The sequence below is a fragment of the Roseomonas sp. TF40 genome, assembly GCF_057219975.1.
The window spans coordinates 241,308-267,180 of the sequence record NZ_JBXVVR010000004.1 but is presented as its reverse complement, the minus strand read 5'-3'; the positions used below and the strand labels follow the sequence as shown (position 1 = coordinate 267,180).

Annotated in this window: 29 protein-coding genes; 14 read left to right on the top strand and 15 right to left on the bottom strand. The window is 71.1% G+C overall.

Annotated elements, in window-relative coordinates:
- Positions 1-23: 23 nt before the first annotated feature.
- The 3 genes from AC2D9U_RS14490 (at position 24) to AC2D9U_RS14480 (ending at position 3,383) form a co-directional block, all read left to right on the top strand.
- The gene (locus AC2D9U_RS14490; protein ID WP_484750131.1) at positions 24-527 is read left to right on the top strand and encodes a S26 family signal peptidase; all 504 of its coding nucleotides are present in this window, start codon (positions 24-26) and stop codon (positions 525-527) included.
- On the top strand, positions 524-1,342 hold the full coding sequence (locus AC2D9U_RS14485; protein WP_484750129.1) for a lytic transglycosylase domain-containing protein: 819 nt from the start codon (positions 524-526) through the stop codon (positions 1,340-1,342). The genes AC2D9U_RS14490 and AC2D9U_RS14485 overlap by 4 nt, the downstream gene beginning before the upstream one ends.
- A gap of 313 nt (positions 1,343-1,655) precedes the next feature.
- Positions 1,656-3,383, top strand: coding sequence for a relaxase/mobilization nuclease domain-containing protein (locus AC2D9U_RS14480; RefSeq protein WP_484750127.1), 1,728 nt, complete (start codon positions 1,656-1,658; stop codon positions 3,381-3,383).
- Positions 3,384-3,459: 76 nt separating this feature from the next.
- On the opposite strand, the gene AC2D9U_RS14475 is transcribed toward AC2D9U_RS14480, so the two are convergent.
- From AC2D9U_RS14475 to AC2D9U_RS14425, 11 genes are all read right to left on the bottom strand, one after another.
- Positions 3,460-4,080, bottom strand: a complete 621-nt coding sequence (locus AC2D9U_RS14475) for an SCO family protein (protein ID WP_484750125.1) — start codon at positions 4,078-4,080, stop codon at positions 3,460-3,462.
- Positions 4,081-4,088: 8 nt separating this feature from the next.
- Entirely contained in the window at positions 4,089-4,577 is a 489-nt protein-coding gene (locus tag AC2D9U_RS14470; protein WP_484750123.1) for a copper chaperone PCu(A)C, read from the bottom strand.
- 52 nt (positions 4,578-4,629) lie between these two features.
- The gene (locus tag AC2D9U_RS14465; protein WP_484750121.1) at positions 4,630-5,022 is read right to left on the bottom strand and encodes a hypothetical protein; all 393 of its coding nucleotides are present in this window, start codon (positions 5,020-5,022) and stop codon (positions 4,630-4,632) included.
- A complete protein-coding gene (locus AC2D9U_RS14460; RefSeq protein WP_484750120.1) occupies positions 5,019-5,345 on the bottom strand; it encodes a YnfA family protein in 327 nt (108 codons plus the stop codon). Before AC2D9U_RS14460 ends, AC2D9U_RS14465 begins: the two co-directional genes overlap by 4 nt.
- A complete protein-coding gene (locus AC2D9U_RS14455; RefSeq protein ID WP_484750118.1) occupies positions 5,342-5,839 on the bottom strand; it encodes a M23 family metallopeptidase in 498 nt (165 codons plus the stop codon). The genes AC2D9U_RS14460 and AC2D9U_RS14455 overlap by 4 nt, the downstream gene beginning before the upstream one ends.
- Before the next feature lie 46 nt (positions 5,840-5,885).
- A complete protein-coding gene (locus AC2D9U_RS14450; RefSeq protein ID WP_484750116.1) occupies positions 5,886-6,554 on the bottom strand; it encodes a thioredoxin domain-containing protein in 669 nt (222 codons plus the stop codon).
- 29 nt (positions 6,555-6,583) lie between these two features.
- Positions 6,584-7,087, bottom strand: coding sequence for a signal peptidase II (lspA, locus tag AC2D9U_RS14445; RefSeq protein ID WP_484750114.1), 504 nt, complete (start codon positions 7,085-7,087; stop codon positions 6,584-6,586).
- Positions 7,084-7,806: a cytochrome c biogenesis CcdA family protein gene (locus tag AC2D9U_RS14440; protein ID WP_484750112.1), complete on the bottom strand. Its 723-nt coding sequence runs from the start codon at positions 7,804-7,806 to the stop codon at positions 7,084-7,086. Before AC2D9U_RS14440 ends, lspA begins: the two co-directional genes overlap by 4 nt.
- Complete coding sequence (lnt, locus tag AC2D9U_RS14435) at positions 7,803-9,413, bottom strand: apolipoprotein N-acyltransferase (protein WP_484750110.1); 1,611 nt, start codon at positions 9,411-9,413, stop codon at positions 7,803-7,805. Before lnt ends, AC2D9U_RS14440 begins: the two co-directional genes overlap by 4 nt.
- Before the next feature lie 2 nt (positions 9,414-9,415).
- Entirely contained in the window at positions 9,416-9,844 is a 429-nt protein-coding gene (locus AC2D9U_RS14430; RefSeq protein WP_484750109.1) for a copper chaperone PCu(A)C, read from the bottom strand.
- 107 nt (positions 9,845-9,951) lie between these two features.
- Positions 9,952-12,252 carry a heavy metal translocating P-type ATPase gene (locus AC2D9U_RS14425; protein WP_484750108.1) on the bottom strand — a complete coding sequence of 767 codons (2,301 nt, stop codon included), beginning with the start codon at positions 12,250-12,252 and terminating at the stop codon, positions 9,952-9,954.
- Positions 12,253-12,462: 210 nt separating this feature from the next.
- Here AC2D9U_RS14425 and AC2D9U_RS14420 point away from each other — a divergent pair, with 210 nt between their 5' ends.
- Positions 12,463-13,482, top strand: a complete 1,020-nt coding sequence (locus tag AC2D9U_RS14420; RefSeq protein ID WP_484750106.1) for a YncE family protein — start codon at positions 12,463-12,465, stop codon at positions 13,480-13,482.
- Positions 13,483-13,527: 45 nt separating this feature from the next.
- On the opposite strand, the gene AC2D9U_RS14415 is transcribed toward AC2D9U_RS14420, so the two are convergent.
- The 3 genes from AC2D9U_RS14415 to AC2D9U_RS14405 all read right to left on the bottom strand — a co-directional run bounded on the left by AC2D9U_RS14415 (position 13,528) and on the right by AC2D9U_RS14405 (position 15,877).
- A complete protein-coding gene (locus AC2D9U_RS14415; RefSeq protein WP_484750103.1) occupies positions 13,528-13,992 on the bottom strand; it encodes a DUF411 domain-containing protein in 465 nt (154 codons plus the stop codon).
- 33 nt (positions 13,993-14,025) lie between these two features.
- On the bottom strand, positions 14,026-14,463 hold the full coding sequence (locus tag AC2D9U_RS14410) for a cupredoxin domain-containing protein (RefSeq protein WP_484750101.1): 438 nt from the start codon (positions 14,461-14,463) through the stop codon (positions 14,026-14,028).
- 79 nt (positions 14,464-14,542) lie between these two features.
- Positions 14,543-15,877: an Nramp family divalent metal transporter gene (locus AC2D9U_RS14405; RefSeq protein ID WP_484750099.1), complete on the bottom strand. Its 1,335-nt coding sequence runs from the start codon at positions 15,875-15,877 to the stop codon at positions 14,543-14,545.
- Between the two features lie 82 nt (positions 15,878-15,959).
- Here AC2D9U_RS14405 and mntR point away from each other — a divergent pair, with 82 nt between their 5' ends.
- Complete coding sequence (mntR, locus tag AC2D9U_RS14400) at positions 15,960-16,415, top strand: manganese-binding transcriptional regulator MntR (protein WP_484750097.1); 456 nt, start codon at positions 15,960-15,962, stop codon at positions 16,413-16,415.
- Entirely contained in the window at positions 16,412-16,864 is a 453-nt protein-coding gene (locus AC2D9U_RS14395) for a MerR family transcriptional regulator (RefSeq protein WP_484750095.1), read from the top strand. Before mntR ends, AC2D9U_RS14395 begins: the two co-directional genes overlap by 4 nt.
- Before the next feature lie 132 nt (positions 16,865-16,996).
- On the opposite strand, the gene AC2D9U_RS14390 is transcribed toward AC2D9U_RS14395, so the two are convergent.
- Positions 16,997-17,596 (bottom strand): Crp/Fnr family transcriptional regulator, encoded by a 600-nt coding sequence (locus AC2D9U_RS14390; RefSeq protein WP_484750093.1) that lies wholly within the window; start codon positions 17,594-17,596, stop codon positions 16,997-16,999.
- Between AC2D9U_RS14390 and AC2D9U_RS14385 the strand changes: the two genes are divergently transcribed.
- From AC2D9U_RS14385 to trbJ, 8 genes are all read left to right on the top strand, one after another.
- Positions 17,597-18,217: a hypothetical protein gene (locus AC2D9U_RS14385; protein ID WP_484750091.1), complete on the top strand. Its 621-nt coding sequence runs from the start codon at positions 17,597-17,599 to the stop codon at positions 18,215-18,217.
- Positions 18,218-18,522: 305 nt separating this feature from the next.
- Positions 18,523-20,508, top strand: coding sequence for a conjugal transfer protein TraG (locus AC2D9U_RS14380; RefSeq protein WP_484750089.1), 1,986 nt, complete (start codon positions 18,523-18,525; stop codon positions 20,506-20,508).
- A gap of 9 nt (positions 20,509-20,517) precedes the next feature.
- Positions 20,518-20,967 (top strand): CopG family transcriptional regulator, encoded by a 450-nt coding sequence (locus AC2D9U_RS14375; RefSeq protein ID WP_484750088.1) that lies wholly within the window; start codon positions 20,518-20,520, stop codon positions 20,965-20,967.
- Between the two features lie 142 nt (positions 20,968-21,109).
- Positions 21,110-22,078 (top strand): P-type conjugative transfer ATPase TrbB, encoded by a 969-nt coding sequence (gene trbB / locus AC2D9U_RS14370; protein ID WP_484750086.1) that lies wholly within the window; start codon positions 21,110-21,112, stop codon positions 22,076-22,078.
- Positions 22,075-22,395 (top strand): TrbC/VirB2 family type IV secretion system protein, encoded by a 321-nt coding sequence (locus AC2D9U_RS14365; RefSeq protein ID WP_484750085.1) that lies wholly within the window; start codon positions 22,075-22,077, stop codon positions 22,393-22,395. The genes trbB and AC2D9U_RS14365 overlap by 4 nt, the downstream gene beginning before the upstream one ends.
- Complete coding sequence (locus AC2D9U_RS14360) at positions 22,395-22,667, top strand: VirB3 family type IV secretion system protein (protein ID WP_484750083.1); 273 nt, start codon at positions 22,395-22,397, stop codon at positions 22,665-22,667. The genes AC2D9U_RS14365 and AC2D9U_RS14360 overlap by 1 nt, the downstream gene beginning before the upstream one ends.
- Positions 22,668-22,674: 7 nt before the next feature.
- Complete coding sequence (trbE, locus tag AC2D9U_RS14355) at positions 22,675-25,113, top strand: conjugal transfer protein TrbE (protein ID WP_484750080.1); 2,439 nt, start codon at positions 22,675-22,677, stop codon at positions 25,111-25,113.
- Positions 25,110-25,859 carry a P-type conjugative transfer protein TrbJ gene (trbJ, locus tag AC2D9U_RS14350; protein ID WP_484750078.1) on the top strand — a complete coding sequence of 250 codons (750 nt, stop codon included), beginning with the start codon at positions 25,110-25,112 and terminating at the stop codon, positions 25,857-25,859. Before trbE ends, trbJ begins: the two co-directional genes overlap by 4 nt.
- Positions 25,860-25,873: the final 14 nt, after the last annotated feature.

Here is a 25,873-nt window from a genome sequence, read left to right as displayed (position 1 = left end):
CGGCGCGGCGGAGACGGAGTGCGGTGCCGGTCGTAGCGATGCTCGCCGGGCTAGGCCTGATTGCTGTTTCAGCGGTCACGAGTTGGCAGCCGCGCATCATCTGGAACGCATCGGCGAGCGTGCCGCTCGGCGTCTATGCCGCGGCACCGGCTAACGACATCTCGCTGGGCGATCTGGTCCTCGTCCGCCCGCCCGAGACGCTTGCGGTGTTGCTCGCCGAGCGAGGCTATGTCGCGCACGGCGTGCCGTTGCTGAAGCATGTCGCCGCCCTGCCGCCGCAGGTGGTGTGCGCAGAGGGCACAGCGATCATGGTCGACGGCGAGACGGTGGCACACCGTCGCATGGCTGACCGCCTGGGCCGAGTACTGCCCGCCTGGCAAGGGTGCCACGGGCTCGAATCTGGCGAGGTCTTCCTCCTCAATGCGGCCGAGCCGGACAGCCTCGACGGCCGCTACTTCGGGCCTCTACCGCGCACGAGCATCGTCGCCCGCCTGCGTCCTGTCTGGATCACGGAGCGCGGACCATGAGCGCGACGAGTTCCATCCACGCGGGCACGCCGATGGCACGCGATGCTCAGGCAGAGCGCCGCGGACCACACGCACTCTTCCTCCCGTCCTGGTCATGGTCCTGCATCGCCACCGTGCTGTTACTAGTCAGCCTTCCGCTGTCCGGGGTAGCGGCGCAGACGATCCACGCTGCCGAGATCGCAGCTGCCTCGCAGCGCTTCGGCATTCCGGAGCCCTGGATCAGGGCGGTGATGCGCGCGGAGAGCGCCGGAGATCGGCATGCCGTGTCGCACCGCGGCGCCATGGGGCTGATGCAGGTGATGCCGACGACCTGGGCGGGCCTGCGCGCCCAGCACGGCCTCGGCGCCGATCCCTTCGCGCCGCAGGACAACATCCTGGCGGGCACCGCGTACCTGCGCGAGATGCTGGACCGGTTCGGATCGGTGCCTGTCATGCTGGCGGCCTACAACGCGGGGCCGCGTCGGGTAGAGGCGCATCTGGCGACGGGTCAGCCATTGCCGGCGGAGACGCGGGCCTACGTCGCAGCCCTCGCGCCACTGCTCACCGGTGACGGCGGCACCGCTGCGCCTAGCCAGCTTGCGGTGCGTACTGCGCGCAACGCGGACAGCATCTTCGCGCGGCTCGGCGGTGACGATACGGCCTCGACGCGGTCACTCTTCATGCCGTTAGCCGGTGCGACAACCGCAGGCGATACATCAGCCGCGCAGCCATTCGTCGACCGAACCCGAGCAGCCGAGGCGCGCGAGGCCGAGGGTCATGCGGTCCATCACGGCTCTATCTTCTCCATCCGTCGCAGCTCGGCTGGTGCACCGTGAGCGACTGCGTTGGGATGCAGGGCATCGCGCGGCCCTGTAGTCTCTCCGATGTCGCACGTGCGCGCATGCTCGGGTGCTTCTTTCGTGCTGCCGGCTACTCCAGGGCCGACCACCAGAGCGGAGGAGGCGGCGAACCGAGGAACCCCGACCGCAGATCGCAAGATAAAGGCCGCGATGTGCGGGTCGGCGGTCGGGGCAACGGAGGCACGGAACACCGCGCTCTCGCGCGAGGTGCGCCTAGGACGCGCAGCCTCCGCGATTTCCCCAGACACTGCGCCGCCAGGACTTCGCGCGATGTGCGGGCGACACGCACATGACCCGCGACGATGACCTGCACGTCCGACCCGGCCGCATCCGCGACGCGAAGCCACCGCGACGAGCACGGACCTTCCTCGCTCAGGCGCTCGCGGCAACAGAGAAGGCCGGCGGGTTCCAGCGCGGCGGCGAACGTCGGACTTCCAGCCGCAGCACCTTCGGCCGCGGCCGCGCCGCCACCGTGCAGGCCCGCGCGCGGCTGCGACTTCACAGCCGCGTCGTCGCCATCAAGGCACGCGTCGTCCGGCACGGCGCCCGCGCCGCGCCTCTCTCTGCCCACCTCTCGTACCTCCGGCGCGACGGCGTCACGCGCGACGGCGCGCCAGGACAGATGTTCGACGCAACCGGCGAGGCCGACCACCGCGCCTTCGCCGAGCGCTGCGAGGGTGACCGCCACCACTTCCGCTTCATCGTCTCACCCGGGGATGCCGCCGACCTGGCCGACCTCCGAGCCTACACGCGCGACCTGATGGCGACCGCGGAGCGTGACCTCGGCACGAAGCTCGACTGGGTCGCCGTCGACCACTGGAACACGGAGCATCCCCACATCCACGTTCTCGTCCGTGGTCGGGCCGACGACGGGGAGAACCTGGTGATCTCGCGCGACTACATCAGCGACGGGCTGCGCGCCCGCGCCGCGGACCTCGCCACCCTGGAGCTGGGTCCGAGGACGGAACAGGATATCCGTCGAAGCATGGAGCGTGAGACCCAGGCCGAGCGGTGGACGAGCCTGGACCGCGACCTGACGCGATATGCGACCGATCGCGTGGTCGACCTTCGGCCCATGCCGGGCGCCAGCGGTCGGGCCGACTCCGCACGCCGGATCGGCCGCCTTCGAACGCTGGAACGCCTCGGCCTCGCCGAACCGGTCGGGCCGGCGCAATGGCGCCTTGCCGACGACCTTGAGCCGCGCCTCCGCGCGCTCGGCGAAAGCGGAGACATCATCAAGCGCATGCACCGGGAGCTAACCAGTCGAGGATGGGATCGCGGCGCCGAACGCTATGTGCTTGACGCCGAGCGCAGCACCATCGTCGGGCGGCTGGTCGCACGCGGCTTTGATGACGAACTCACCGGCACGGCCTTTGCGATCGTCGATGGGGTCGACGGTAGGGCACACCATCTTCGCTTCGGCGATCTGGATGACACAGGCGACGCAGCACCCGGCGCCGTGGTCGAGCTCCGGCACTTCACCGACGTCAGGGGCCGGCAGCGTTCTGCGCTTGCAATTCGCTCCGATCTACCGATCGAGGCGCAGGTCACGGCGCAGGGAGCAACATGGCTCGACCGCCGCCTTCTTGATGGAGCAACTGGTGTCGTCGATGGGGACGGCTTCGGCGGCGAGGTTCGCGCCGCCATGGCGGCAAGGACCGAGCACCTTGTCTCGGAGGGCCTCGCCCGCCGTGAGGGCGCGCGCCTAACCTTCGCGCGCGACCTCCTGGAGACATTGCGCCAACGCGAGCTGACGGTGGCCGCGGCACAAGTGACGGCGGCGACGGGGAAGACATGGCGGCCGAGGCATGATGGTGCACCTGTCTCTGGCGTGTTCGCCCGGCGGCTGGACCTGGCGTCGGGTCGCTTCGCAATGATCGACGACGGGCTCGGCTTCCAGTTGGTGCCCTGGAAGCCGTCGATGGAACGAGAGCGGCAGCGCAGACAGCGCGCGCGCCACGATGCGCTCGCCCTGCCGGACATGCAGCGACCGCGTGCCCGCAAGCTGTCCATCTAGACGGTGCCGCATCGTCCAGGTCCGGCGTCGCCGCCGGCCGGGCCGGCGCCACCCCACCATCCGGCCGGCATTCACATCAGCCGCGACCCAGAAGCAGCCGCAGTTTCTCCAGCGCCACCCTTTCACTCTCCTTGTAGTCCAGCGTCCCCGCGAATCGCCCCTCGGCGTCCAGCAGGAAGACGCTGGCCGCGTGATCCATCGTGTAGCTCCCGCTCTCAAGCGGCACGCGACGATAATAGACGCGGAAGGCGCGCGCAGCGGCGGCGATCTGCTCTTCGGTACCGGTCAGCCCGGTGATACGGTGGTCGAACGCCTCCAGGTAGCTGGCCAAGGCCTGCGGCGTATCCCGTTCGGCGTCCACGCTGACGAAGACCCACTGGATGCGGTCGGCGTCGGGGCCAAGCGCCTCGATGAAGCCCGCCATTTCGGTCAGTGTCGTCGGACATACATCGGGGCAGTAGGTGAAGCCGAAGAACACCGCCATCGGACGGCCGCGGAAGTCACGCTCGGTGACGGCGCGGCCACGGTGATCGGTCAGGCTGAAGGGGCCGCCGATGGCCAGCGACTGCGGTCCGGTCGCGACTCGCCGCGGTCCCAGCGGCCCATCCGACACCAGCCAGCCACCGGTGGTCGCCAGCAGCACGAAGCCCAGGATGCCGACGGCACCCCAGGCCAGCCAGCGGATGGTTCGCAGCATCGCTCGCCTCAATGGCCCTGATGCGGCGCGGGGCCGCGCGCGCCCCCAGCCTCGACCGCAAGTTCGACCTCCACACGTCCAGCGCGCTCGAAGACCAGCGTCACAGGCACGCGAGCACCCTGAGCGAAGCCACCCTGCGGCGCGATCAGCATGAGGTGCTGGCCGCCCGGCGCCAGGCGTACCTCCGCGCCAGGTGGCAGGGCGATGCCGTCCGTGATCGGGCGCATGCGCATGATGCCGTCCGTAACGGACATCTCATGGAGCTCGACGCGCGACGCGCGCGGCGTCTCCGCGGCGATCAGCCGGTCCGGCGCAGCACCGGCATTGCGGATGACCATGTAGCCGGCCGCGGTCTGCGCGCGCTCGCCCACCGCCCGGGTCCAGGGATGCTCGATCAGAAGGTCGGCGACACGGAACTCGTGCGCGGCAAGAGAGCTGGGCAGCGAGATGAAGGCGACGCCGGTCGCGAGGACCGCGCGCAGGATGTTGCGACGCATGCAAAGAAACTCCGACAAGGAATGGCGCAGCCCCGCACAAGCGGGAGACGTCTCAGTCGAGGTTCGGAGCGGCAGGCGGGGCACGGGCTGGCGGTGGCGTGCGCGGCGATAACGGCGGCGCCGCATCGGCAATGACGACACGCAGCGCGGGTAGCGCGGTCCAGGCGATAGCAGGCAGGACATGCGCGTGTGCAGGCGGCGCATCCGCGGCATCGGGCAGCCGACACAGGGGGCAATGCGCGCCGGCCGCCGTCTGCGGCGCCTCGTTGGGCGCATCCGGCGCCGGAAGGCCCGAGGGCAGGCACAGGCTGGCGCGGAGTGCAGCGTCGAAGGCCGCCCCTTCCACCGCCGCGAGTGCTGGCAGCGGCGCCAGCAGCCGCGCCAAAAGGCCGAGCAGAACGAGCACGGAGACCGGCGTACGCAACTCGGTCCAGGCGCGCCTCATGCGTTGCGCGGCCCCCACAGGATGATTGCCGCACCGGCCAGCGCCACCGCGCCACCGATCAGGTCCCAACGATCCGGGGCGAAATCCTCGACCATGCGCAACCAAGCGAGCGTCGCCACAATGTAGACCCCGCCATAGACGGCATAGGCACGGCCGGCGTGCTCCACCTCGACCAGCGTCAGCAACCAGGCGAAGGCGATCAGCGAGATGACGCCAGCGGCGGCCCAGATAGCTGGCTTTCCCAGCCGCAGCCACGCCCAGAACGCGTAGCATCCAGCGATCTCGGTCACGGCCGCGGCCACGAAGATCGCCAACGACCTCATCGGCGCGGCGGCGCCTCCGCCACTTCCATCATGGGTACGCAGGCGATGGCGGTGAGCCAGGGCCAGGGATCGACAGCGCGCCCGTCCCGGCGCAGCTCGACATGGAGGTTGGCGCCCGTCGTGCGTCCCGTGCGGCCCACATCGCCGAGGCGCTGGCCGGCGCGTACCGCGGCGCCCGACACGACTCCCGGCGCGAAGCGGGCGAGATGGGCATAGCGCGCGCGCGATCCGTCGGCGTGCTCGATCTCAACCATCAACCCATAGTCGAAATAGCGACCTGCGAAGACGACAGCACCTCTGCCTGCCGCCTCGACCGGGGTGCCGATCGGCGCGCGGATGTCGACGCCCGGATGCGGTCGCCCATGGCGCATCCCGAAGCCCGAGGAGAACTCCCCCGCAACCGGCAACGCCGCCGGGCATGGCGCGGCGACGACGGCCGACGGAGCGGCGAGCACGCCCGCAAGGGCGCCGAGGATCATGCGGTGTCGGATCATGCGCGATCCTCTGCCCCGACGAGCGGCGGGAGGCAAGCACCGGCGCTCAGCCACGAGGGACGGCGCCGGCCGGCAGCAGCGGCCGCACCAGGGCGGAGAAGCGCTCGAAGCTCTGCACGCCGCGGTGCACTTGCCCGTTGATGACGAAGGACGGCGTGGCGTCGACGCGGAACTCGCGCTCTCCCTGAAGCCGCATCAGCAGGATCGGGTCGGTGAAGCCGCGGTCGGTCATGCAGGCATCGATACGGGCGGCCGGGATGCCCGCCACGGTGCCGGCACGGCGCAGCCAGGCGCGCGCATCCGGGCTGTGCGCCCAGCTCTCCTTATTTGCATAGAGCGTGGAGATCAGCGCCTCGTAGCGCTCGGGCCCACCGCAATGGACCATGGCGGCGGCCTCAAGTGCCACGCGGTCGAGCGGGAAGTCCCGCATCACGAAGCGGACCAGGCCCGGCTCGATGAAGGCCGAACGGATGCGCGGAAAGATCTCGGTGTGGAAGCGCGCGCAGTTTCCGCAGGTGAGGGAGTGGTACTCGATGACTGCCACCGGTGCGTCGGCGCGGCCGATGATGCGCTCGCCGGGCAGCGGCCGCGGCGTGTCCGGGCCGGGCGCGGTCGGCTCGAAGGGCTGGGCTCCGGGCGCTTGCGCCAGCGCGGCCGCGCCTGGAAGGGACAGTCCGGCGGCAATGGCCGTACGGCGTTGAATGGCATGGGGCATCGTTGGTTCCTCCTGCGTTGAGATGGTCATCACGAGGGTGTCGGCTGCCGGTCCGTTGCGCGGAAGCTGAAGAGCACCAGCAGCGTGACGCCGCCGACGATGGCGACATCAGCGAGATTGAAGGTCGGCCAGTGCCAGCCCTTGTAGTGAACATCGACGAAGTCGGTGACCGCGCCAATGCGGAGCCGATCCAGGATGTTGCCGAACGCGCCGCCGATGATCAGGCCGATCCCCAAGGCTTCGATCCGCGACGTGGCGCGCCAGAGCCAGTGCAGCAGCCAGGCGACGATCGCGACCTTGATGCCGACCAGCAGCCACACCGCGCCGGCCGCGCTGTCGGCGAACATCCCGAAGGTCACGCCCGTGTTGAAGCCGAGCCGGAGGTTCAGCACCGGCAGCAGCACCACGCCCTCGCTGTAGGGCGGCCAGAGCGCATCGAGGGCCCACGCCTTGCTGGCTTGGTCGATGACCGCGGCGATCGGCGCCGCGACGAGGCCGAAGCGTCGCGCCGGGCCGTCGGCGACCGCGGTCATCCGAGCCGTGCCAGCCATGGGAAGGCCTCCAGGATCCAGATGGCGAGACGCGTCATCTCGCCGGTTGCGATGGCGAGGCCGGCGGCGAGCATGACCACACCGCTTACGACCTGGAGGATGCGTCCGAGCCGTCCCAGGTGCCGCGCCCGGGCCATGGCGGCCGGCAGGTAGAAGGCCGCCAGCAGGAAGGGCACGCCGAGGCCGAGCGCATAGGCCGCGAGCAGTCCCGCCCCCGCGCCAGGCGTGACCGCGGCGGCCGCCAGCACGCCGGCCAGCACCGGTCCGATGCACGGGGTCCAGCCGAATCCGAAGGCGATGCCGATCAACGTTGCGGAGGCCGGACCGCCGCCTTCCCCCGGGGGCCTGAAGCGCAGGTCGCGCATCAGGGGTGCCAGGCGCAGCAGGCCCATCTGCACGAGACCCATCGCCGCGATCAGCAGGCCGCCGGCGATGGTCAGCTCATACGACCAGCGCCGCAGCAGGCCGCCCAGCGCGGTGGCGCCCAGGCCGAGCAGCACGAAGACCAGCCCGAAGCCGAGCACGAAAAAGGCCGCGAGGCGCAGCGCCCGCCAGCGCTCGGCGCGTGCCGTGGCAAGGTCGGTTCCCGCGACCCAGGCGACGTAGCCCGGCACCAGCGGCAGCACACAGGGCGAAAGGAAGGACACGAGCCCGCCGCCGAAGGCGAGGAACAGCCCGAACAGGGTGAAGTCGAGCGTCACCCGCGACGCCGCCCGACGACCGCGAGCCCCGCCAGCGCCGCAACGCCCAGGCCGAAAGGCAGGTCGCCGTGCCGGGCGTAGACTGTGCTGCCGGCCGCCGCCGCCGGCAGCGACACATCGAGCACCCCCTCGGTCGCGAGCGGCAGTCGCGCATCTTCGCGTCCCATCGCGTCCGTCACCAGCGTGATGCCGCTGTTCGCCACGCGCACCAGCGACAGGCCGAGCTCGATGGCGCGCAGGCGGGCAGCCAGCGCATGCTGGTACGGACCCCAGGAGGTGCCGAACCAGGCGTCGTTCGTCACGTTCAGGATCCAGCCCGGCGCCGGCGCGTCCACGGGCAGCGGGCCCGGGAAGACCGCCTCGTAGCAGATCAGCGGCCAGAAGGACGGCACCCCCGCGACCCGGACCGGCTGGCGCGGCGGACCCGGAATGAAGTCGACGGTGCCGACGGTGAGTTTCGGCAGGCTCGCGAACAGCGCCCTCAGCGGCTGGTACTCGCCGAACGGCACCAGGCGCACCTTGTCGTAGGCGGCGACGATCCCGCCCGCATCGTCGAGCGCGAGCAGGCTGTTGAGCAGCGCCGGCGTGCCATCGGCCGTCCGCGTGCGGCGGACCGCGCCGGTCAGCAGCACGCCGCCGGGCGGGATGACGCGCGCGATCGCCGTGCGGATCGCCGGCGCTTCCGCGAGGAGGAAGGGCACCGCGCTCTCGGGCCACACGATATGCGTCGGCGCCGGGCCGTCGGCCGGCGGTGTCGCGCTGAGCGCGAGCAGCCGGGCGAGGATGCGGTCGCGCTCGCCCTCCGCCCATTTCAGGTCCTGGGCGATGTTCGGCTGCACCAGGCGCAGCCTTGCGCCCGGCACCTGCGCCGGTGCGGTATCCGCCAGCCGCGCTGCGCCCCAGAGCCAGGGCAGCGCGAGGATCAGCGCGCTCGCGGCGGCGGGCCCGACGCGGCGCTGCCGCAGGGCGACGGCGGCCAGCACCGCCGCGAGCACGGCCAGCAGGCCGAGGCCATGGACGCCGATCAGCGCCGCCACCTGCAGACCCGAATCGCTGACGCCCCAGGCATAGCCGGCGATGTTCCAGGGAAAGCCGGTCAGGATGGTGCCGCGCAGCCACTCGCCGGCCACCCAGGCCGCTGCCAGGGCCAGAGCGAGCGGCAATCCGCCGGCCGGCCCGGCGATGAGACGCGCGGCGGCCAGGGAGATCGCCGGGAACAGCGCAAGGCCGGCGCTGAGCGCGAGCAGTGCGGGCATCGCAAGCGCACCGAAGCGCGCTGCGTCCACGCTGAAGGCCTCGGTGATCCAGGACAGGCCGAGCAGGAACGAACCGAGGCCGAACAGCCAGCCGAGCAGGAAGGCGCCGCGCAGCGAAGCTGTTCGTTCCAGCAGCAGCCACAGGACGCCGAAGGCGACGAGGACCGCCGGTGCGACGTGCAGCGGCGCCAGCGCCGTGGCACTGAGGGCACCGAGCCCGACCGCCGCGGCGCCCGTGGCGGCACGTCGCTTGAAGCCCGGGATAGGCGCCCGAGCGACCGCTGGCGGCCACGCCGGCGCGGCCTGTGATGCCGGCGCGCGAGCGCAGGGCGCCTCTTCCCTGCGGACCATCGTCAGTGCCAATGCGCGCGGAACGGGACGACCACCATCCCCGCCCGCTCGAAGCGCAGCGTCACGCGGATCTCGTCGCCGAGTCCGAGCGGGACCTGCGAATCACGCAGGAGAAGATGGAGCCCGCCGGGTTCCAGTGCCAGCAGCCCGCCGGCCGGGATGGCGAAACCCTCGGTGACGGCACGGGCGCCGCCGCGTGCCGACGCATCCGGTTCGCGCAACTCCACCGCGGCACTTGCGGAAGAGGCGCCGAGCAGCCGATCGGCCTCGGGCCCGCGATTGCGGATCGTCAGGAACGCAAAGGACAGGCGCTGGTCGGCTGCTTCCGCCTTCGCCCAGGCACCGGTGAGGAGGAGGCCGCCGGCCTGGATGTCCTGCGCCGTCGACGGGTTCGATGCGAGGAGCCGCCAGGAAAGGACCAGCGCAGGCATGAGCCAGCGCCGACGCATGGCGGCGCCGGCCCGCGTCCGCCTGCCCGCGCCGCGGGGCACGCCATCGCCCGGCGGCCCGGGTCGCGAGCCGTCACAGGTTCCAGGCATCAGGCGGGTGGCCTCGGCACCGCCGGCGACCACCGCAGCAGCCGAAGCGCGTTCAGCGTCACCAGCACCGTCGCGCCGGTATCCGCCAGGATCGCCGGCCACAGGCCGGTGATGCCGAGCATCGTCGTCACCAGGAACACGCCCTTGAGCCCGACCGCGACAGCGACGTTCTGCTTCACATTGGCCATGGTCGCGCGGGAGAGCGAGACGAGCTCGGCCACGCCCGTCACGCGGTCCTTGAGGACGGCGGCATCCGCGGTCTCCAGCGCCACGTCGGTGCCGCCCCCCATCGCGACGCCAACCGAGGCCGCGGCGAGCGCCGGCGCGTCATTGATGCCGTCGCCGACCATGACGACGGCGCCGCGTTCCCGCAGCCGGCCGATCTCGCGCAGCTTGTCGTCGGGCAACAGCTCGGCCTTGGCGTCGAGGCCGAGGGAGATGGCGATCGCCTCGCCGGTGCGGCGATTGTCGCCGGTTAGCATCACTGGCCGGACGCCGAGCGCGCTGATCGCGGCCACGCCCGCGGCGGCATCCGCGCGCGGCTCGTCGCGCAGCGCGATGAGCCCGACGACCACGCCACCCGCCAGCACCACCGAGACCGTCTTGCCCTCGCCTTCGAGACGTTCGAGAGACGGCACGAGTGCACCGCCATCAGCGCCGGATTCGCGCGCGTGGCGCGGGCTGCCGACGCTGACCCGCAGCCCCGCGACGGTGCCGACGACAGCGCGCCCGGGGACGGCGGATTGCGCCTCGGCCGCCGGCACGGTGACGGCGCGCGCGGCCGCTTCCGCCAGGATGGCCTTGGCCAGCGGATGGGCGGACCCCTGTTCGACCGCGGCGGCGAGCGCCAGCACCTCCTCCGCACCACGTCCCTCGGCCGGAAGCACGTCGGTCACGCGCGGGCGCCCTTCGGTCAGCGTGCCCGTCTTGTCGAAGGCGACGGTCCGCGCGCTGCCGATGGCCTCCAGCGCCGCGCCGCCCTTGATCAGCAGCCCACGCCGAGCGCCCGCCGACAATCCGGAGGCCATCGCCGCCGGTACCGAGATCACCAGCGCGCACGGGCAGGCGATCAGCAGCACCGCGAGGCCGCGATAGAGGCTCGTCCACCAGTCCCAGCCCAGCGCGAAGGGCGGGATGCAGATCACCAGCAGTGCGACGATCATCGCGCCCGGCGTCCACCAGGCCGAGAAGCGCTCGATGAAGCGCTGGGTCGGCGCGCGCGAGGCGGTCGCGTCCTCGACCATGCGGATGATGCGGGCGATGGTGTTGTCGGCCGCGGCGCGCGTGACGCGCACGCGGATCGCGCCCTCCGCGTTGATGCTGCCGGCCAGCACGTCCTCACCGGGGCCGCGCGCGACCGGCACGCTTTCGCCCGTCACCGGACTTTCGTCGAGGGCGGAGGTGCCTTCCTCGATCACCCCGTCACAGGGCACGCGGTCGCCGGGGCGCACCAGAACAAGATCACCGACGGCAAGCCGGTCGGCCCCGACCTGTTCCGTCGTGCCGTCGGCACGCAGCCGAAGCGCGCTGCGCGGCATCAGGCCGGCAAGTGCGCGGATGCCGGCCCGGGCGCGGCCGGCGGCGACGTTCTCCAGCAGCTCGCCCACCGCGAACAGCAGCACGACCACGGCCGCCTCCTCGGCCGCGCCGATGATTGCGGCGCCGATCGCGGCGGTGCACATCAGCGTCTCGATGCTGAACGGGCTGCCGGCTCGGGCCAGCGCGATCGCGCGGCGCCCGAAAGGCACGAGAGCAACGAGCGTCGCGGCGAGGAAGAGCGGGTAGGTCAGCCGCTCCGGCAGGGCGAGTGAGAGGGCGTAGGCACCGAGCACCAGGCCGCACAGGATCCAGACCAGCCGCGCCTTGCCGGTGGCCCACCAGGCCTTCTCGGCATCGGCCGGGTCGTCGTGGTCGGCATGGCTGTGGGCATGCCCGGCGGGTGCGGCCGCCTCGGCCGCGGCCGCGGCGGCGCCGTTGCGGTCGTGGCCGTGCTGGTGGTCATGCTCATGATGATGATCATGCGCATGCACGTGCCCGGACGCGCCTTGCGGCTCGCCGGACGGCGCTGGCGCCCCGCCGCCGTCGAGCCGCGTCGTCGCGTAGCCGAGCGCCGCAACCTGAGCCTCGACCGCGTCCGCCCTGCCGTCGACGCCGAGTTGCAGGGTCAGCCGCTCGGCCATGAGGTTGACCTCGACGCCCGAGACGCCCGGAAGGCGCTCGACCGCCCTGGTCACCTTGGCGACGCAGGAGGCGCAATCCATGCCCTCCACCCGCCAGGTCAGCTTCGGCGCTGCGCCCATGATGCCCGTCCAAACCGTTGCCAACCGGACTTATGAAACTTCCAGCCACTGGAGGTTCAAGAGGCATTCCGATCATCGGGGCACACGATCAGCGGACCGGCGGGCGCATCGGACCGCGCGGGTTTTCCCCCTTGCGCGTTCGCCGCGTTGTTTGGGACAAGAAATGTCCCCCCTGATCTCCCCCCACCTCCAGGGCATAGGGCATGTGCCATGCCACGCTTCGCTTCAATTGACTCCGCACTGCGTCGCCGTGTCGTCATCGGCGCTGCGCTCGCAGCGCCGCTGGTTGCGGCATCGCGCGCAGCAGGCGGCCAGACGCCAGCGTCGTTGCCGCTTCCGCGGCAGGCCGGATCGCTGTTCGTGCTGAACTCGCTGGACGCGAACGTGCAGGTGCTGGACCCTGCGGGCACCGGCGAGCAGCGCCGAGTCCCGGTCCTGCGCGAGCCGCACCACCTCGTCCTGACGCCGGCGCGAGACCTCATCCTGGTCGGCGATTCGGGGGGAAACGAAATGTTCCTCATCGACCCGCGCAGCGGCGAGGTGCGGCGGCGGGAGGCGATCAGCAACCCCTACAATCTCGGCTTCACGCCTGACGGGCGGCGGCTGGTCGTTACCAGCCTGCGGCGGAACCAGGTGGACGTCTACCGGTGGGATGGCACGGCGCTCGGTTTCGAGGGCCGGCTGCTCGCGGGCCGCAAGCCGAGCCATGTCTCCTTCTCCCCGGATTCCCGTCATGCCTTCGTCACGCTGCAGGGCGACGATGCGGCGATCGCCATCGACCTCGAAACCCGGACCGAGGTCTGGCGCGCGGATGTCGGGCGCGAGCCCGCCGGCATCCTCTGGCATCGCGGCCGCATCCTGGTCGGCGTGATGGGCGGGGACTTCGTCACCGTCATCGACGCGGCGACGCGACAGGCCGACCGGCGCATCCCTGTCGGCCGCGGCGCCCATGCGGTGTTCGAATCCCCCCAGGATGGCCTGATCTATGTCACATCGCGCGTCGACAGCCGGATCACCGCCCTTGATCCCGTGACCCTCGATGTCAGGCGCGTCCACGAGATCGGCGGCGGGCCCGATTGCCTCACCTTCGATGCGGACGGATCGATCTGGGCGACGCTGCGCTGGACCGGCCGTATCGCGAAGCTCGACCCGCGCAGTGGCGCGGTCCAGACGACGCGGGTCGGGCGGTCGCCGCATGGCATCCTGTTCACGCCCGGCGCGATGGCGTGAGACCCGGCTCCGGCCCCGCGCGGATCGCGCGCGGCGGCGCTGGCCTCAGACGGGATGCGGTCCGCGGAACCGCATGAAGGGCCGGTGCGGACCCGGGCCGAAGGCGATGACGTCGTAGGCGTCGACCGGTGCGCCGGGCACTTCCATGCCGGGCGAGCCGACCGGCATCTCCGGCACGGCAAGGCCGCGGATGCCGGCAGGACGTTCCGCCAGAAGGCGCCGGATTGCGGCGGCGGGAACATGCCCTTCGAGCACGAAGCCCTCGACCTCGCCCGCATGGCAGGACAGCAGGTCGGAGGGTGTGCCGAGCCGCCGCCGGACCGGCGCGACCGAGGGCACCACCTGATCCTGCACCGCAAACCCTTCGGCGCGCAGATGCGCGACCCAGCCCGAGCAGCAGCCGCAGTTCGGGTCGCGCCAGACGCTGACGCGCGGCCCCGCCTGCGCCAAAGCCGCAATCGGCTGGACCGCAACGCAGATCGTGGCGAGCAGGCTACGGCGGGTGGTCATGGGCGCGCTCCGATCCTCCGCTGGAATGCCCTTCTACTCGATGACGATCTCGCCCACCATGCCGTGCTCGGCATGGGTGCGACGATCGGCGGCGACGATGCCGCAGCGCAGGTCCGTGATGCGTCCCGTCGCGACCGGCACGAACCACCATTCCGCGGCATGGCCGGGATAGACCTCGATTTCCCGGATGCTGCCCTTGAATTCCGCGAGCGTGACCTCCCGGCCATCGGGCTGGCGCTGCGTGACCTGGACCTTGCGCGTGAAGACGCGCGCGGCGAATTCGTCCGATGTGAAGTAGTGCGGATCGCGGCTGACGTTGCGCAGGACCAGCCGGTAGAGCCGGCCGGTCTCGAAGCGCAGCCGGTTGGGTTCGAAGGCATGACGCCCGTCGGGGCGGCCGAGCTCGACCGTCACCACGATGGGCTCCTGGCGCGACAGATCGCCTGCCGCGGACGCCCGTCGTGCGGCCATCAGCGAAGCAACGGCAAGAAGTCCGGCCACAAGGCGTCTGCGGTGCGTCATCTGCAATCTCCCGCAAAAGATCCGCACGTCAGTCTCCGAACGCCGCGTCGAAGAGAAGCTTGAGGTTGAGGCCGACGATCACCGCCGCGATCAGCCAGCCGAGTGCCAGCTGCCAGGCGGGCGCGGCCAAGGTGCCGAAGCGTTTCCTGTCGGATGCGAACATCATCAGCGGGATCACCGCGAAGGGCAGCTGCACCGACAGGATCACCTGCGACAGGATCAACAGCTGCGCCGTGCCGGACGCGCCGTAGAGCCAGGTCACGACGATCGCCGGTATGATGGCGATCAGCCGCGTCACGAGGCGGCGCAGGACCGGCGGCAGGCGGAAGCGCAGGAAGCCCTCCATCACCACCTGGCCGGCCAGCGTCGCGGTGACCGTGGCGTTGAGGCCGCACAGCAGCAGCGCGATCGCGAAAAGCTTGGCGGCGAGGACGCTGCCGAGCAGCGGCGCCATCAGCTGATACGCCTCGCCGATCTCGGCGACCTCGGTGTTGCCGGCGGTGTGGAAGGTCGCCGCCGCGGTGATGAGGATGGCCGAGTTGATGAACAGCGCCAGAGTCAGCGCGATGGTGCTGTCGATGGTCGCGAACTTGATGGCTTCCCGCTTGCCCGGCTCGTCGAGCGTCCAGGCGCGCGACTGGACCACGGCGGTGTGGAGGTAGAGGTTGTGCGGCATCACCGTGGCCCCGAGGATGCCCATGGCGATGTAGAGCTGCGTCTCGTTCGTCACGATCGAGACGGCGGGCACGTAGCCCCGCAGCACCGCGCCCCATTCGGGGTCGGACAGCGCGATCTGCACCGCGAAGCAGCCGAAGATCAGCACGATGAAGCCGAAGATGAGCGCTTCGAGCCAGCGCACGCCCTTGTTCTGCAGCCAGAGGATGAGGAACGCGTCGAGCGCGGTCAGGATCACGCCGTAGAGAAGCGGAATGCCGAACAAGAGTTCGAGCGCGATCGCCGTTCCGATCAGCTCGGCCAGGTCGGTCGCGCAGATCGCGACCTCGGCGAAGAACCACAGCGGATAGGCGACGGGCTTCGGGAAGCGGTCCCGGCAGAGCTGCGCGAGGTCACGCCCCGTCGCGACGCCGATCCGCGCGCAGAGCGCCTGCAGCAGGATCGCCATGAGCGAGGAGGTCAGCGCGACGGCGAGCAGCGTGTAGCCGAAAGCCGATCCGCCGGCGAGCGACGTGGCCCAGTTGCCCGGGTCCATGTAGCCGACCGCAACCAGGTATCCCGGCCCCATGAAGGCGAACATCTTGCGCAGGAAGCCGCCCGCGTTCGGCACGGCGACGCTGCGATGGACCTCCGGCAGGCTCGGCGTGCCCGTCGCGGGCGCGGCGGCGGTATCCGGGGGTGGGTTCATGGCACGCCTCCAAAACTTAGCATAGGCTATAGAGTGATTGTGCGGCTATCAAGAGCGCCGAGCCCGGAGACCCGAACGCCGCATGCGACGCACGCCCGCCCTGGAGCGACTGCCGTCCGAGGATGATCACGCCGCCCGTTTCGCGCGCCAGCGCGAGGCGGACCGGACCGCCGTCGCCGAGGACTATGTCGAGCTGATCGCCGACCTGCTCCGCGCCGAGGGCGAGGCGCGGGCGGTCGATCTCGCCCGGCGCATGGGCGTCTCCCAGGCGACCGTCGCGAATACGATCGCCCGCCTCCAGCGCGACGGTCTGGTGGAGACCAGGCCCTATCGCGGCCTGTTCCTCACAGAGGCCGGAGCGAACCTGGCCACACGGGCAAAGGCGCGGCACGAGCTTGTCGTGCGCTTTCTCATCGCCGTGGGCCTGGATGGGGAGACCGCCGAGGCCGACGCCGAGGGCCTCGAGCACCATGCCAGCGAGAAGGCGCTGGCCGCCTTCGCCCGTTTTCTTGAAAGGCAACAGAGGAAGGGCCGATGAGCGCTGCCTACTCGATCGGCGACCTGGCGCGCGCGACCGGCGTCAAGGCCACCACCATCCGATGGTACGAGCAGGAGGGCTGGCTGCCGTCGCCCGCCCGCACGGAGGGCGGCCACCGCGCCTATTCCGAGTCGCATCTGCGCCGCCTCGGCTTCATCCGACACGCGCGCGAGCTCGGCTTCGACAGCATGGCGATCCGCGCCCTGCTCGACCTCGCCGATCACCCCGAGGCCGATTGCAGCGCGGCGCACCGATTGGCGACGGCACAGATGCGCGAGATCGATGCCCGCCTGCGCCGGCTCGAAGCGCTTCGCGCCGAGCTGGATCGGATGGCCGCGACCTGCGCCGGTGGGGTGATCGGAGAATGCCGGATCATCGAGACGCTGGCCGATTTCGAGCACGGGCATTGTGACGACCCGACCCATGGCGGGGAAGGCGGACCTGTCTGACGTTCTTCGCGGTGCGGCGCCCGCCCGATCCGGCCCGCGGGTGACGATGCGCCGCCGATCGTCTGCGCAGGCCAACGGGCAATCGCGATCGGCCGACCATCGTTTTCGCGAGCCGCAATGCGCCGACGCCGGTCAGCACCCCGCGCGGGCCAAGAGTCGCACGGCCCCGCGCCCCTCCCGCCGCACCAGCCCCTCGCGCTCCAGCCGCGCGAGCGCGCGATAGGTCGCCTCGTGCGTCAGGCCAAGTTCAGCCGCGAGCGCCTTCCAGGACCCTCCCAGATGGCGCATTCCGTCGTTGTGCACAGGCAGCGCATGCAGCGCGTCCAGCAGGCGGTCGGCGGCGCGCGGCTGCACAAGGCGTTCCGCGCGCGCCCGTTCCGCGACAAGCCGCGCCGCCAGATGCGCGGCGAGCCGCCAGCCGATCGACGGGTCCGCCGCCGCGGCACGACGCATCGCGGTCGCGGCGTGCACCGTGACGAGGCTCGGCGCGATGGCGATGGCGTCGCAATGGTGGCGCGGCTCGAACAGGGAGGCCTCGGCGAAGCTTTCGCCAGGTCCGGCCCTGTGCAGGATCAACAGCCGACCTTCGGCCGAGACACGGCGGAGTTCGACGGCGCCATGCCGGACGAGTGCGAGGCCGATCGGGCGATCGCCGGCACGGAACAGGGCCTCCCCCGCCGTGAGCAGGCGGTCCTGGCCCTTCGGCAAGGCGGCAAGCAGGTCCGGCGACATATGATCAAGATCATACGCGGGCATATGCCCGGCACGCTACTGGAACCTGCGCTGGAGGTTCCGATGCGTCTCGCCTTGGCCATGATTGTCCTGGCGCTGTGCGGCGCGCCCGCGTCCGCGCAGCATGCTCCGCCACCCGTTCACCACGGGCCGGGCCATGGCGCGCCGCCCGTGGGACCCTATGCGGGACTGCAGGAGCGGCGCATCAAGGCGCTCTCGGCGGAGCGCGAGGCCGATCTGCGCGCGGGGCGAGGCATGGCGCTTGCTCTCGCCGCGGAACTCAACGGCTACCCGGGTCCCATGCACGTCCTGGAGCTTGCGCAGGCGCTTGGGCTTACCGCCGCGCAGCGTGCGACCGCCGAGATGCTGCGCGCCCGGATGCTGGCCGAAGCCCGCGTGCTCGGCGCACGCATCGTTGTGCTGGAGGATGAGTTGGACGAGCTATTCGCGGGCGCTGCTGCCGACGCCGGGCGCCTGGCGGCCATCACGACGGCGCTGGGGGCATTAAGCGGACGGTTGAGAGAGGTGCACCTCGCGACGCATATCGACATGCGCGACGCGTTGGATGCGTCGCAGCGCGAAGCCTACGCGCGCCTGCGCGGCTATCGCCCGACGCCGTAGGCGGGAGCCCGCATCGCCGACCAGTCTCTGACTGCTTTCGAATGATGGCGGAGGCCTCTGGCTTCGTGACGAGCCTGCATCCGGCGATCGTTGCAGCGCGCTCGCGGCAGGTCAGTCGCGGGCGAAGGGGCACCCATCGCTCCCACCTGTAGCCGGCACCAAAGTGGGGCCGCGTGCAACACGCACGCTCCGCCGTTTTGCGCGACATCGCCGCCGGTTCTGCACCGCGCGCCGCGCCCGCCTTGAGATCGCGAACCGAAATCGCGCACGTCCCGCGACATGCTCACTTTGCTCCCCATGTGCCCATGACAGCCACCAAGATTCTTTGGGGCCAGGTCCTGGTCGTCTTCTTGATCGTGCTGGCCGCGGTTTGGGGCGCGACGCAGTGGGTCGCCTGGCGCCTCGGCTACCAACCGCAGCTCGGGCAGCCGATGGACGTCTGGGCCGGCGTGCCGGTCTACCCGCCGCCGGCCTTCTTCCTGTGGTGGTACTGGTACGACGCCTACGCGCCACGGGTCTTCTACGAGGGCGCCATCATCGCCGCGGCCGGGGGCTTCGCGGCGATCGGCATCGCCATCGGCATGTCCGTCTGGCGCGCCCGCGAAGCGCGGGATGTCACCACCTACGGCTCGGCCCGCTGGGCGACGGAGCGCGAAGTGCGCGACGCCGGGCTGCTCGCCCCCGATGGTGTCGTGCTCGGCTGGTTCGCGCAGCGCTACCTCAGGCACGACGGGCCGGAGCATGTGCTGTGCTTCGCGCCCACCCGCTCCGGCAAGGGCGTGGGCCTCGTCGTGCCGACGCTGCTGACCTGGCCCGGCTCGGCCATCGTCCACGACATCAAGGGCGAGAACTGGCACCTCACCGCCGGCTGGCGGGCGCGCTTCGGCCGGGTGCTCTTGTTCGACCCTACCAATCCGGCGAGCGCTGCCTACAACCCGCTACTCGAGGTCCGCCGCGGTGACAGCGAGGTCCGCGACGTGCAGAACATCGCCGACATCCTGGTCGATCCGGAGGGCGCGTTGGAGAGGCGAAACCATTGGGAGAAGACCAGCCACTCGCTGCTGGTCGGCGCCATCCTGCACGTCCTCTACGCCGAGCAGGACAAGACGCTGGCCGGCGTGGCGGGCTTCCTCTCCGATCCCCGGCGTCCGATCGAGCGGACTCTTGCCGCGATGATGACCACGCCGCATCTCGGCGATCGGCCGCACCCCGTCGTCGCCTCGGCCGCGCGCGAGCTGCTCAACAAGTCGGACAACGAACGGTCCGGTGTGCTTTCGACCGCGATGAGCTTCCTCGGTCTCTATCGCGATCCCGTCGTCGCGCAGGTCACCCGCCGTTGTGACTGGCGGATCGCCGACCTGGTCGAGGCGCGCGAGCCGGTCACGCTCTACCTCGTCGTCCCACCCTCTGACATCGTGCGAACCAAGCCGCTGGTGCGGCTCGTGCTGAACCAGATCGGCCGCCGCCTGACCGAAGCGCTGGAGAACGAGCGGCGGCGCCATCGGCTGCTGCTGATGCTCGATGAGTTCCCCGCGCTCGGGCGGCTCGACTTCTTCGAGAGCCAGCTCGCCTTCATGGCGGGCTACGGCATCCGGTCCTTCCTCATCGCGCAGTCGTTGAACCAGATCGAGCGTGCCTATGGCCCGAACAACGCGATCCTGGACAACTGCCACGTCCGCGTTGCCTTCGCGACGAATGACGAGCGTACGGCCAAGCGCGTCTCCGATGCGCTCGGCACGGCGACTGAGATCCGCGACAGCCGGAACTACGCTGGGCATCGCCTGTCCCCGTGGCTCTGTCATCTAATGGTCAGCCGCCAGGAGACGGCGCGGCCGCTGCTGACGCCTGGCGAGGTGATGCAGCTGCCACCAACCGATGAGATTGTCCTGGTGTCGGGCTGCCCGCCGATCCGGGCGCGGAAGGCACGCTACTACGAGGACCGGCAGCTTCGCGCGCGCGTGGTGGCGCCGACGGAGTTGCGGCCCAGCGAGCCCATCGCCGTCCACGGCGACGACTGGAGTAGTCTGACTCCACCGTCACAGACACCACCAGAACCCTCGGCGACATCGGCAGCGAGCGACGACCAGGACGGAGGGGTGAGGCGCGAACCTGCGCTGCCGGAGCACGAGCAGATCGCGCCCGAGCTGGGCTCGCCGTCCGCGGAAAAGGAGCTGCCGCTGCTCGACGAGGAGCAGGAGGACGACGCAACTCGGGCTCGCGCGCACCGCATCCGGTCCGGACGCCTGGCGCGCCAGGCGGCGCTTGATCCTGACGATGGCATGGCCCTTTGAGGCATCGCCGTGAAGAAGGTCCGCCTTTCCGTCTATCTCGATCCAAAGCTCGCGAAGGAGCTTGAAGCCTACGCGAAGGAGCGGCGCCGGTCACTCTCCGTGGTCGCCGAAGCATCCATCGCGTCGTTCCTCTCACCCGACGCGTCCGACAGGATGGAGGCTGTGCTCACGAAGCGCCTCGACCGAATCGGCCGACAGCTCGAGCGCCTGAACCGTGACGCCGGCGTCAGCCTGGAGACACTAGCGCTCTTCATTCGGCACTGGCTGGTCGCGGTGCCGGCGCCGTCCGAAGCGCACTACGCCGCGGCGCAGGCCAAGGGGCGCGAGCGGTATGAGCGGTTCCTCGAAGCACTCGGCCGCCGTCTGTCGAAGGGTCCGACGCTACTGCGCGAGGTATCCATCGACATGATCGGCGGGGAGCAGGACGCGACTGCGAGCGAAGGCGACGAAGCCAGCTGAGGACGGATCGACGCGCCCGCTTCTCTCTGCACCCCAGGCCACTACGCCTCCGTCTCGCTTGTTGAACGCGCCCCGATCTGCCGCTCTCTAATCGTCCCCGCCCGCTGCGGCGCCTCTGCCGCGGCACAAACCCGGGGACCGCATGTCGCTGCATCCGCTCAAGGCCGAGACGACCGCGCGTGGCGCGCGGATGCTGCGTACGGCCTTCGGCCCCGGCATCGCGGGATGGCTTGAGGACCCGGCCGTCGTCGAGGTGATGCTGAACCCCGACGGCCGGCTGTGGATCGACCGTCTCGCAAGCGGCCTAGCTGACACCGAGCAGCGCCTCACCTTCGCCGACGGTGAGCGCATCATCCGCCTCGTCGCGCATCATGTTGGTGCCGAGGTGCATGCGGACCGCCCATGCGTCTCGGCGGAGCTGCCCGAGACGGGTGAGCGCTTCGAGGGCCTGCTGCCGCCCGTCGTCGCGGCCCCGGCCTTCGCGATCCGCAAGCCTGCCGTCGCGGTCTTCACGCTGGAGGACTACGTCGCCGCCGGCATCATGACGGCCGCCCAGGCCGCCACGCTGCGCAGCGCAGTCGCCGATCGTCGCAACATTCTCGTCGCCGGCGGCACCTCCACCGGCAAGACCACGCTGACCAACGCGCTGCTCGCCGAGGTGGCCCGCGAGGGCGGCCGCGTCGTGCTGATCGAGGACACGCGCGAGCTCCAGTGCCGCGCACCGAACCTGGTCGCGCTGCGTACCAAGGACGGCGTCGTCTCGCTGTCGGAACTCGTCCGACGCGCGCTCCGCCTGCGCCCCGACCGCATCCCCATCGGCGAGGTGCGCGGCGCCGAGGCGCTTGACCTCCTCAAGGCCTGGGGCACCGGCCATCCCGGCGGCATCGGCACCATCCATGCCGGCTCCGCCCTCGGCGCGCTGCGCCGGCTCGAGCAGCTGATCGGGGAAGCCGTCGTCACCGTCCCGCGCGCGCTGATCGCCGAGACGATCGACGTCATCGCCGTTCTCGCCGGCCGCGGCGCCGACCGCCGGCTCGCCGAGCTCGCACAGGTCCGCGGCCTGACCCCGACCGGCGACTACGACCTCACCCCAGCAGGAGACACCCCATGACGCCCACGCTGCGCACGCGCCTCGCCGGCGCGGCCGCCCTCGCGCTCTGCCTGGTACTCGCGGCGCCTGCCCATGCCGCCGGCTCCAACATGCCCTGGGAGCAGCCGCTGCAGCAGGTGCTGGAGTCCATCGAGGGGCCGGTCGCCAAGATCATCGCGGTGATCATCATCATCGTCACCGGCCTGACGCTCGCCTTCGGGGACACATCGGGCGGCTTCCGGCGGCTGGTGCAGATCGTCTTCGGGATCTCGATCGCCTTCGCGGCGTCGAGCTTCTTCCTGTCCTTCTTCCAGTTCGGCGGCGGGGCGCTGATCTGATGGCCGTGCCGGCCGATCCGGTTCCGGGCTTCTCGGCACCGGTGCACCGCGCGTTGATCGAGCCGATCCTGCTCGCCGGCGCGCCGCGCGCGGTCGCCATCGCCAACGGCACGCTCGCCGCGGCGATCGGACTCGGGCTGCGGCTCTGGATCGCGGGCGTGCTGATTTGGCTCGTCGGCCACCTCGCCGCCGTCTGGGCTGCGCGGCGGGACGCGCAGTTCGTCGAGGTCGTGCGCCGGCACCTGCGCTACCCGGCCTGGCTGCGCGCGTGAGGCGGCCATGCTTAACCTCGCCGAGTACCGCCGGAAGTCCCAGACGCTCGCAGACTTCCTGCCCTGGGCGGCGCTGGTGGCGCCGGGCGTGGTGCTGAACAAGGACGGCTCCTTCCAGCGCAGCGCACGCTTCCGCGGCCCGGACCTGGACAGCGCCACCCCGGCCGAGCTCGCCGCCACCGCCGCGCGGCTCAACGCCGCGCTGCGGCGCCTCGGCTCGGGCTGGGCGGTCTTCGCGGAGGCGCAGCGGGTCCCGGCCCGAGGCTACCCCGCCAGCACCTTTCCCGACCCCGTCTCGGCCCTGGTCGACGCCGAGCGCCGAGCCCAATTCGAAGAGGCTGGCGCGCATTTCGAGAGCGCCTACGTCCTCACCTTCGCCTGGCTGCCGCCAGCCGACGACGCCGCCCGCGCCGAGGGGTGGCTGTACGAGGGCACGCAGGGCGTCGACGCCGCGACCGGCCGCGAGGCGCTTAGAAACTTCATCGACCGCACCGACCGCGTGCTCGACCAGATCGAGGCCTTCGTGCCGGAGGCGCGCTGGCTTGACGATGCCGAGACGCTGACCTTCCTGCACTCGACGGTCTCGACCCGCCGCCACCTCATCCGCGTCCCCGAGACGCCGATGCATCTCGACGCGCTGCTGGCCGACCAGCCGCTGGTGGGCGGCCTCGCGCCGCGGCTCGGCGACGCGCATCTGCGCGTGCTCACCATCATCGGCTTCCCGAGCGCGACCTTCCCCGGGATCCTCGACGAGCTGAACGCGCTCGCCTTCGAATACCGCTGGTGCACCCGCGCCATCTGTCTCGACCGGCCCGATGCGCAGAAGCTGCTCACGCGCATCCGCCGGCAGTGGTTCGCCAAGCGCAAGTCCATCGCCGCCATCCTCAAGGAGGTGATGACCAACGAGCAGAGCGTGCTGCTCGACAGCGACGCCGCAAACAAGGCCGCCGACGCGGACGAGGCGCTGCAGGAGCTCGGCCAGGACATCGCCGGCTGGGCCTATGTGACCGCAACCGTGACGGTCTGGGACGAGGACGCCCGCGCCGCGGACGACAAGCTCCGCCTGGTCGAGAAAGTCGTCCAGTCCCGCGACTTCACCGTCATCCGCGAGGCGGTGAACGCCGTCGAGGCCTGGCTCGGCAGCCTGCCGGGGCATCTCTACGCCAACGTCCGGCAACCGCCGATCTCGACGCTGAACCTCGCGCACATCGTGCCGATCTCGGCCGTCTGGGCTGGGCCGGAGCGGAACGCGCATCTCGGCGGGCCGCCGCTCTTCCATGCGCGGACGGAGGGCGCGACGCCGTTCCGCTTCTCGCTGCATGTGGGGGATGTCGGGCATACGCTGGTCATCGGCCCGACCGGGGCGGGCAAGTCGGTGCTGCTGGCGCTGATGGCGCTGCAGTTCCGCCGCTACGCCGGCGCGCAGGTCTTCGCCTTCGACTTCGGCGGCTCGATCCGCGCGGCCGCGCTCGCCATGGGCGGGGATTGGCACAACCTTGGCGGCGCGCTGGCGGGCGAATTGGCCGAGCCGGTCGCGCTCCAGCCTTTGGCCCGCATTGACGCGCCGGAGGAACGCGCCTGGGCTGCGGAGTGGATTGCGGGCCTGCTCGCCCGGGAGAGCGTCGCGATCGACCCCGCGGTGAAGGATCATCTCTGGTCCGCGCTCACCAGCCTCGCCTCGGCACCGCCCCACGAGCGGACGCTGACCGGCCTCGCCGTCCTGCTGCAATCCCAGGCCCTCAAGCGCGCGCTGGAGCCCTATACCCTTGCCGGCCCCTGGGGCCGACTGCTGGACGCCGAGGCGGAGCGGCTCGGCGAGGCGGAGGTACAGGCCTTCGAGACCGAGGGGCTGATCGGCACCGCCGCCGCACCCGCCGTGCTGGCCTATCTCTTTCACGCCATCGGCCGCCGCCTCGATGGTCGGCCGACGCTGATCATCGTCGACGAGGGCTGGCTGGCGCTGGACGACGCCACCTTCGGCGCGCAACTGCGCGAGTGGCTCAAGACGCTCCGCAAGAAGAACGCGGCGGTGGTCTTCGCGACGCAGTCGCTGGCGGATGTGGACGGGTCCGCCATCGCGCCGGCCATCATCGAGAGCTGCCCGACCAGAATCTTCCTGCCGAACGAGCGGGCGCTGGATCCGCAGATCGCCGCCATGTACGCGCGCTTCGGGCTGAATGACCGCCAAGTAGAAATCCTCGCCCGGGCGACGCCCAAGCGCGACTACTACTGCCAGTCCCGCCGCGGCAACCGGCTCTTCGAGCTGGGGTTGTCGGAGGTCGCGCTGGCCTTCTGCGCCGCCTCCTCCAAGACCGACCAGGCCGCCATCGCCGAGACGCTCGCCACCCACGGCCGCGCCGGCTTCGCGCGCGCCTGGCTGCTGCGCCGCGGCCTCGACTGGGCCGCCGAGCTCCTGCCCGACCCTCCGGAGGATACCGCCCCATGATCCGCCGCCCGCTCCGCGCCGCGCTGCTCGGCGCCGCCCTCATCGGCCTTCCTGTCCCGGTCGCGATCCCGCCCGCCCAGGCGCAGTGGACCGTCTTCGATCCGTGGAACTACGCGCAGAACATCCTCTCCGCCGCCCGCGCGCTCGACCAGATCAACAACCAGATCGCCTCGCTCCAGAACGAGGCGCAGATGCTGATCAACCAGGCCCGCAACCTCGCGAGCCTGCCCTACTCCTCGCTCATGCGGCTGCAGCAGTCCTTTGCGCGGACGCAGCAGCTGATCGCCCGCGCCCAGCGCCTCGCCTACGAGGTCACCGACATCGAGCGCGCCTTCACGCAAGGCTACGGCAGCGCCGCCTCGCTCGGCTCCAGCCAGCAGATGTTCGCCAACGCCCGCGACCGCTGGCAGACCTCGGTGGCCGGCTTCCAGGACGCGCTGATGACCCAGGCGACCGTGGTCGGCAACCTGACCGGCACGCGCGCCGAGATCGAGGCGCTGATCGGCCAGAGCCAGGGTGCCACCGGCGCGCTCCAGGCGGCGCAGGCGGGCAACCAGCTGCTGGCCCTTCAGTCCCAGCAGATCGCCGACCTCACCGCGCTGCTCGCCGCGCAGGGCCGCGCCCAGGCGCTCGAGGCCGCTCGTGTTGCCAGCGGCGAGGAGCAGGCCCGCGAGCAGCTGGAGCGCTTCCTCGCCCCGGGCGCCGGCTACCAGCCGGGCTCGGCGCAGATGTTCCATGGCCGCTGAGCGGTGGTCGTGGC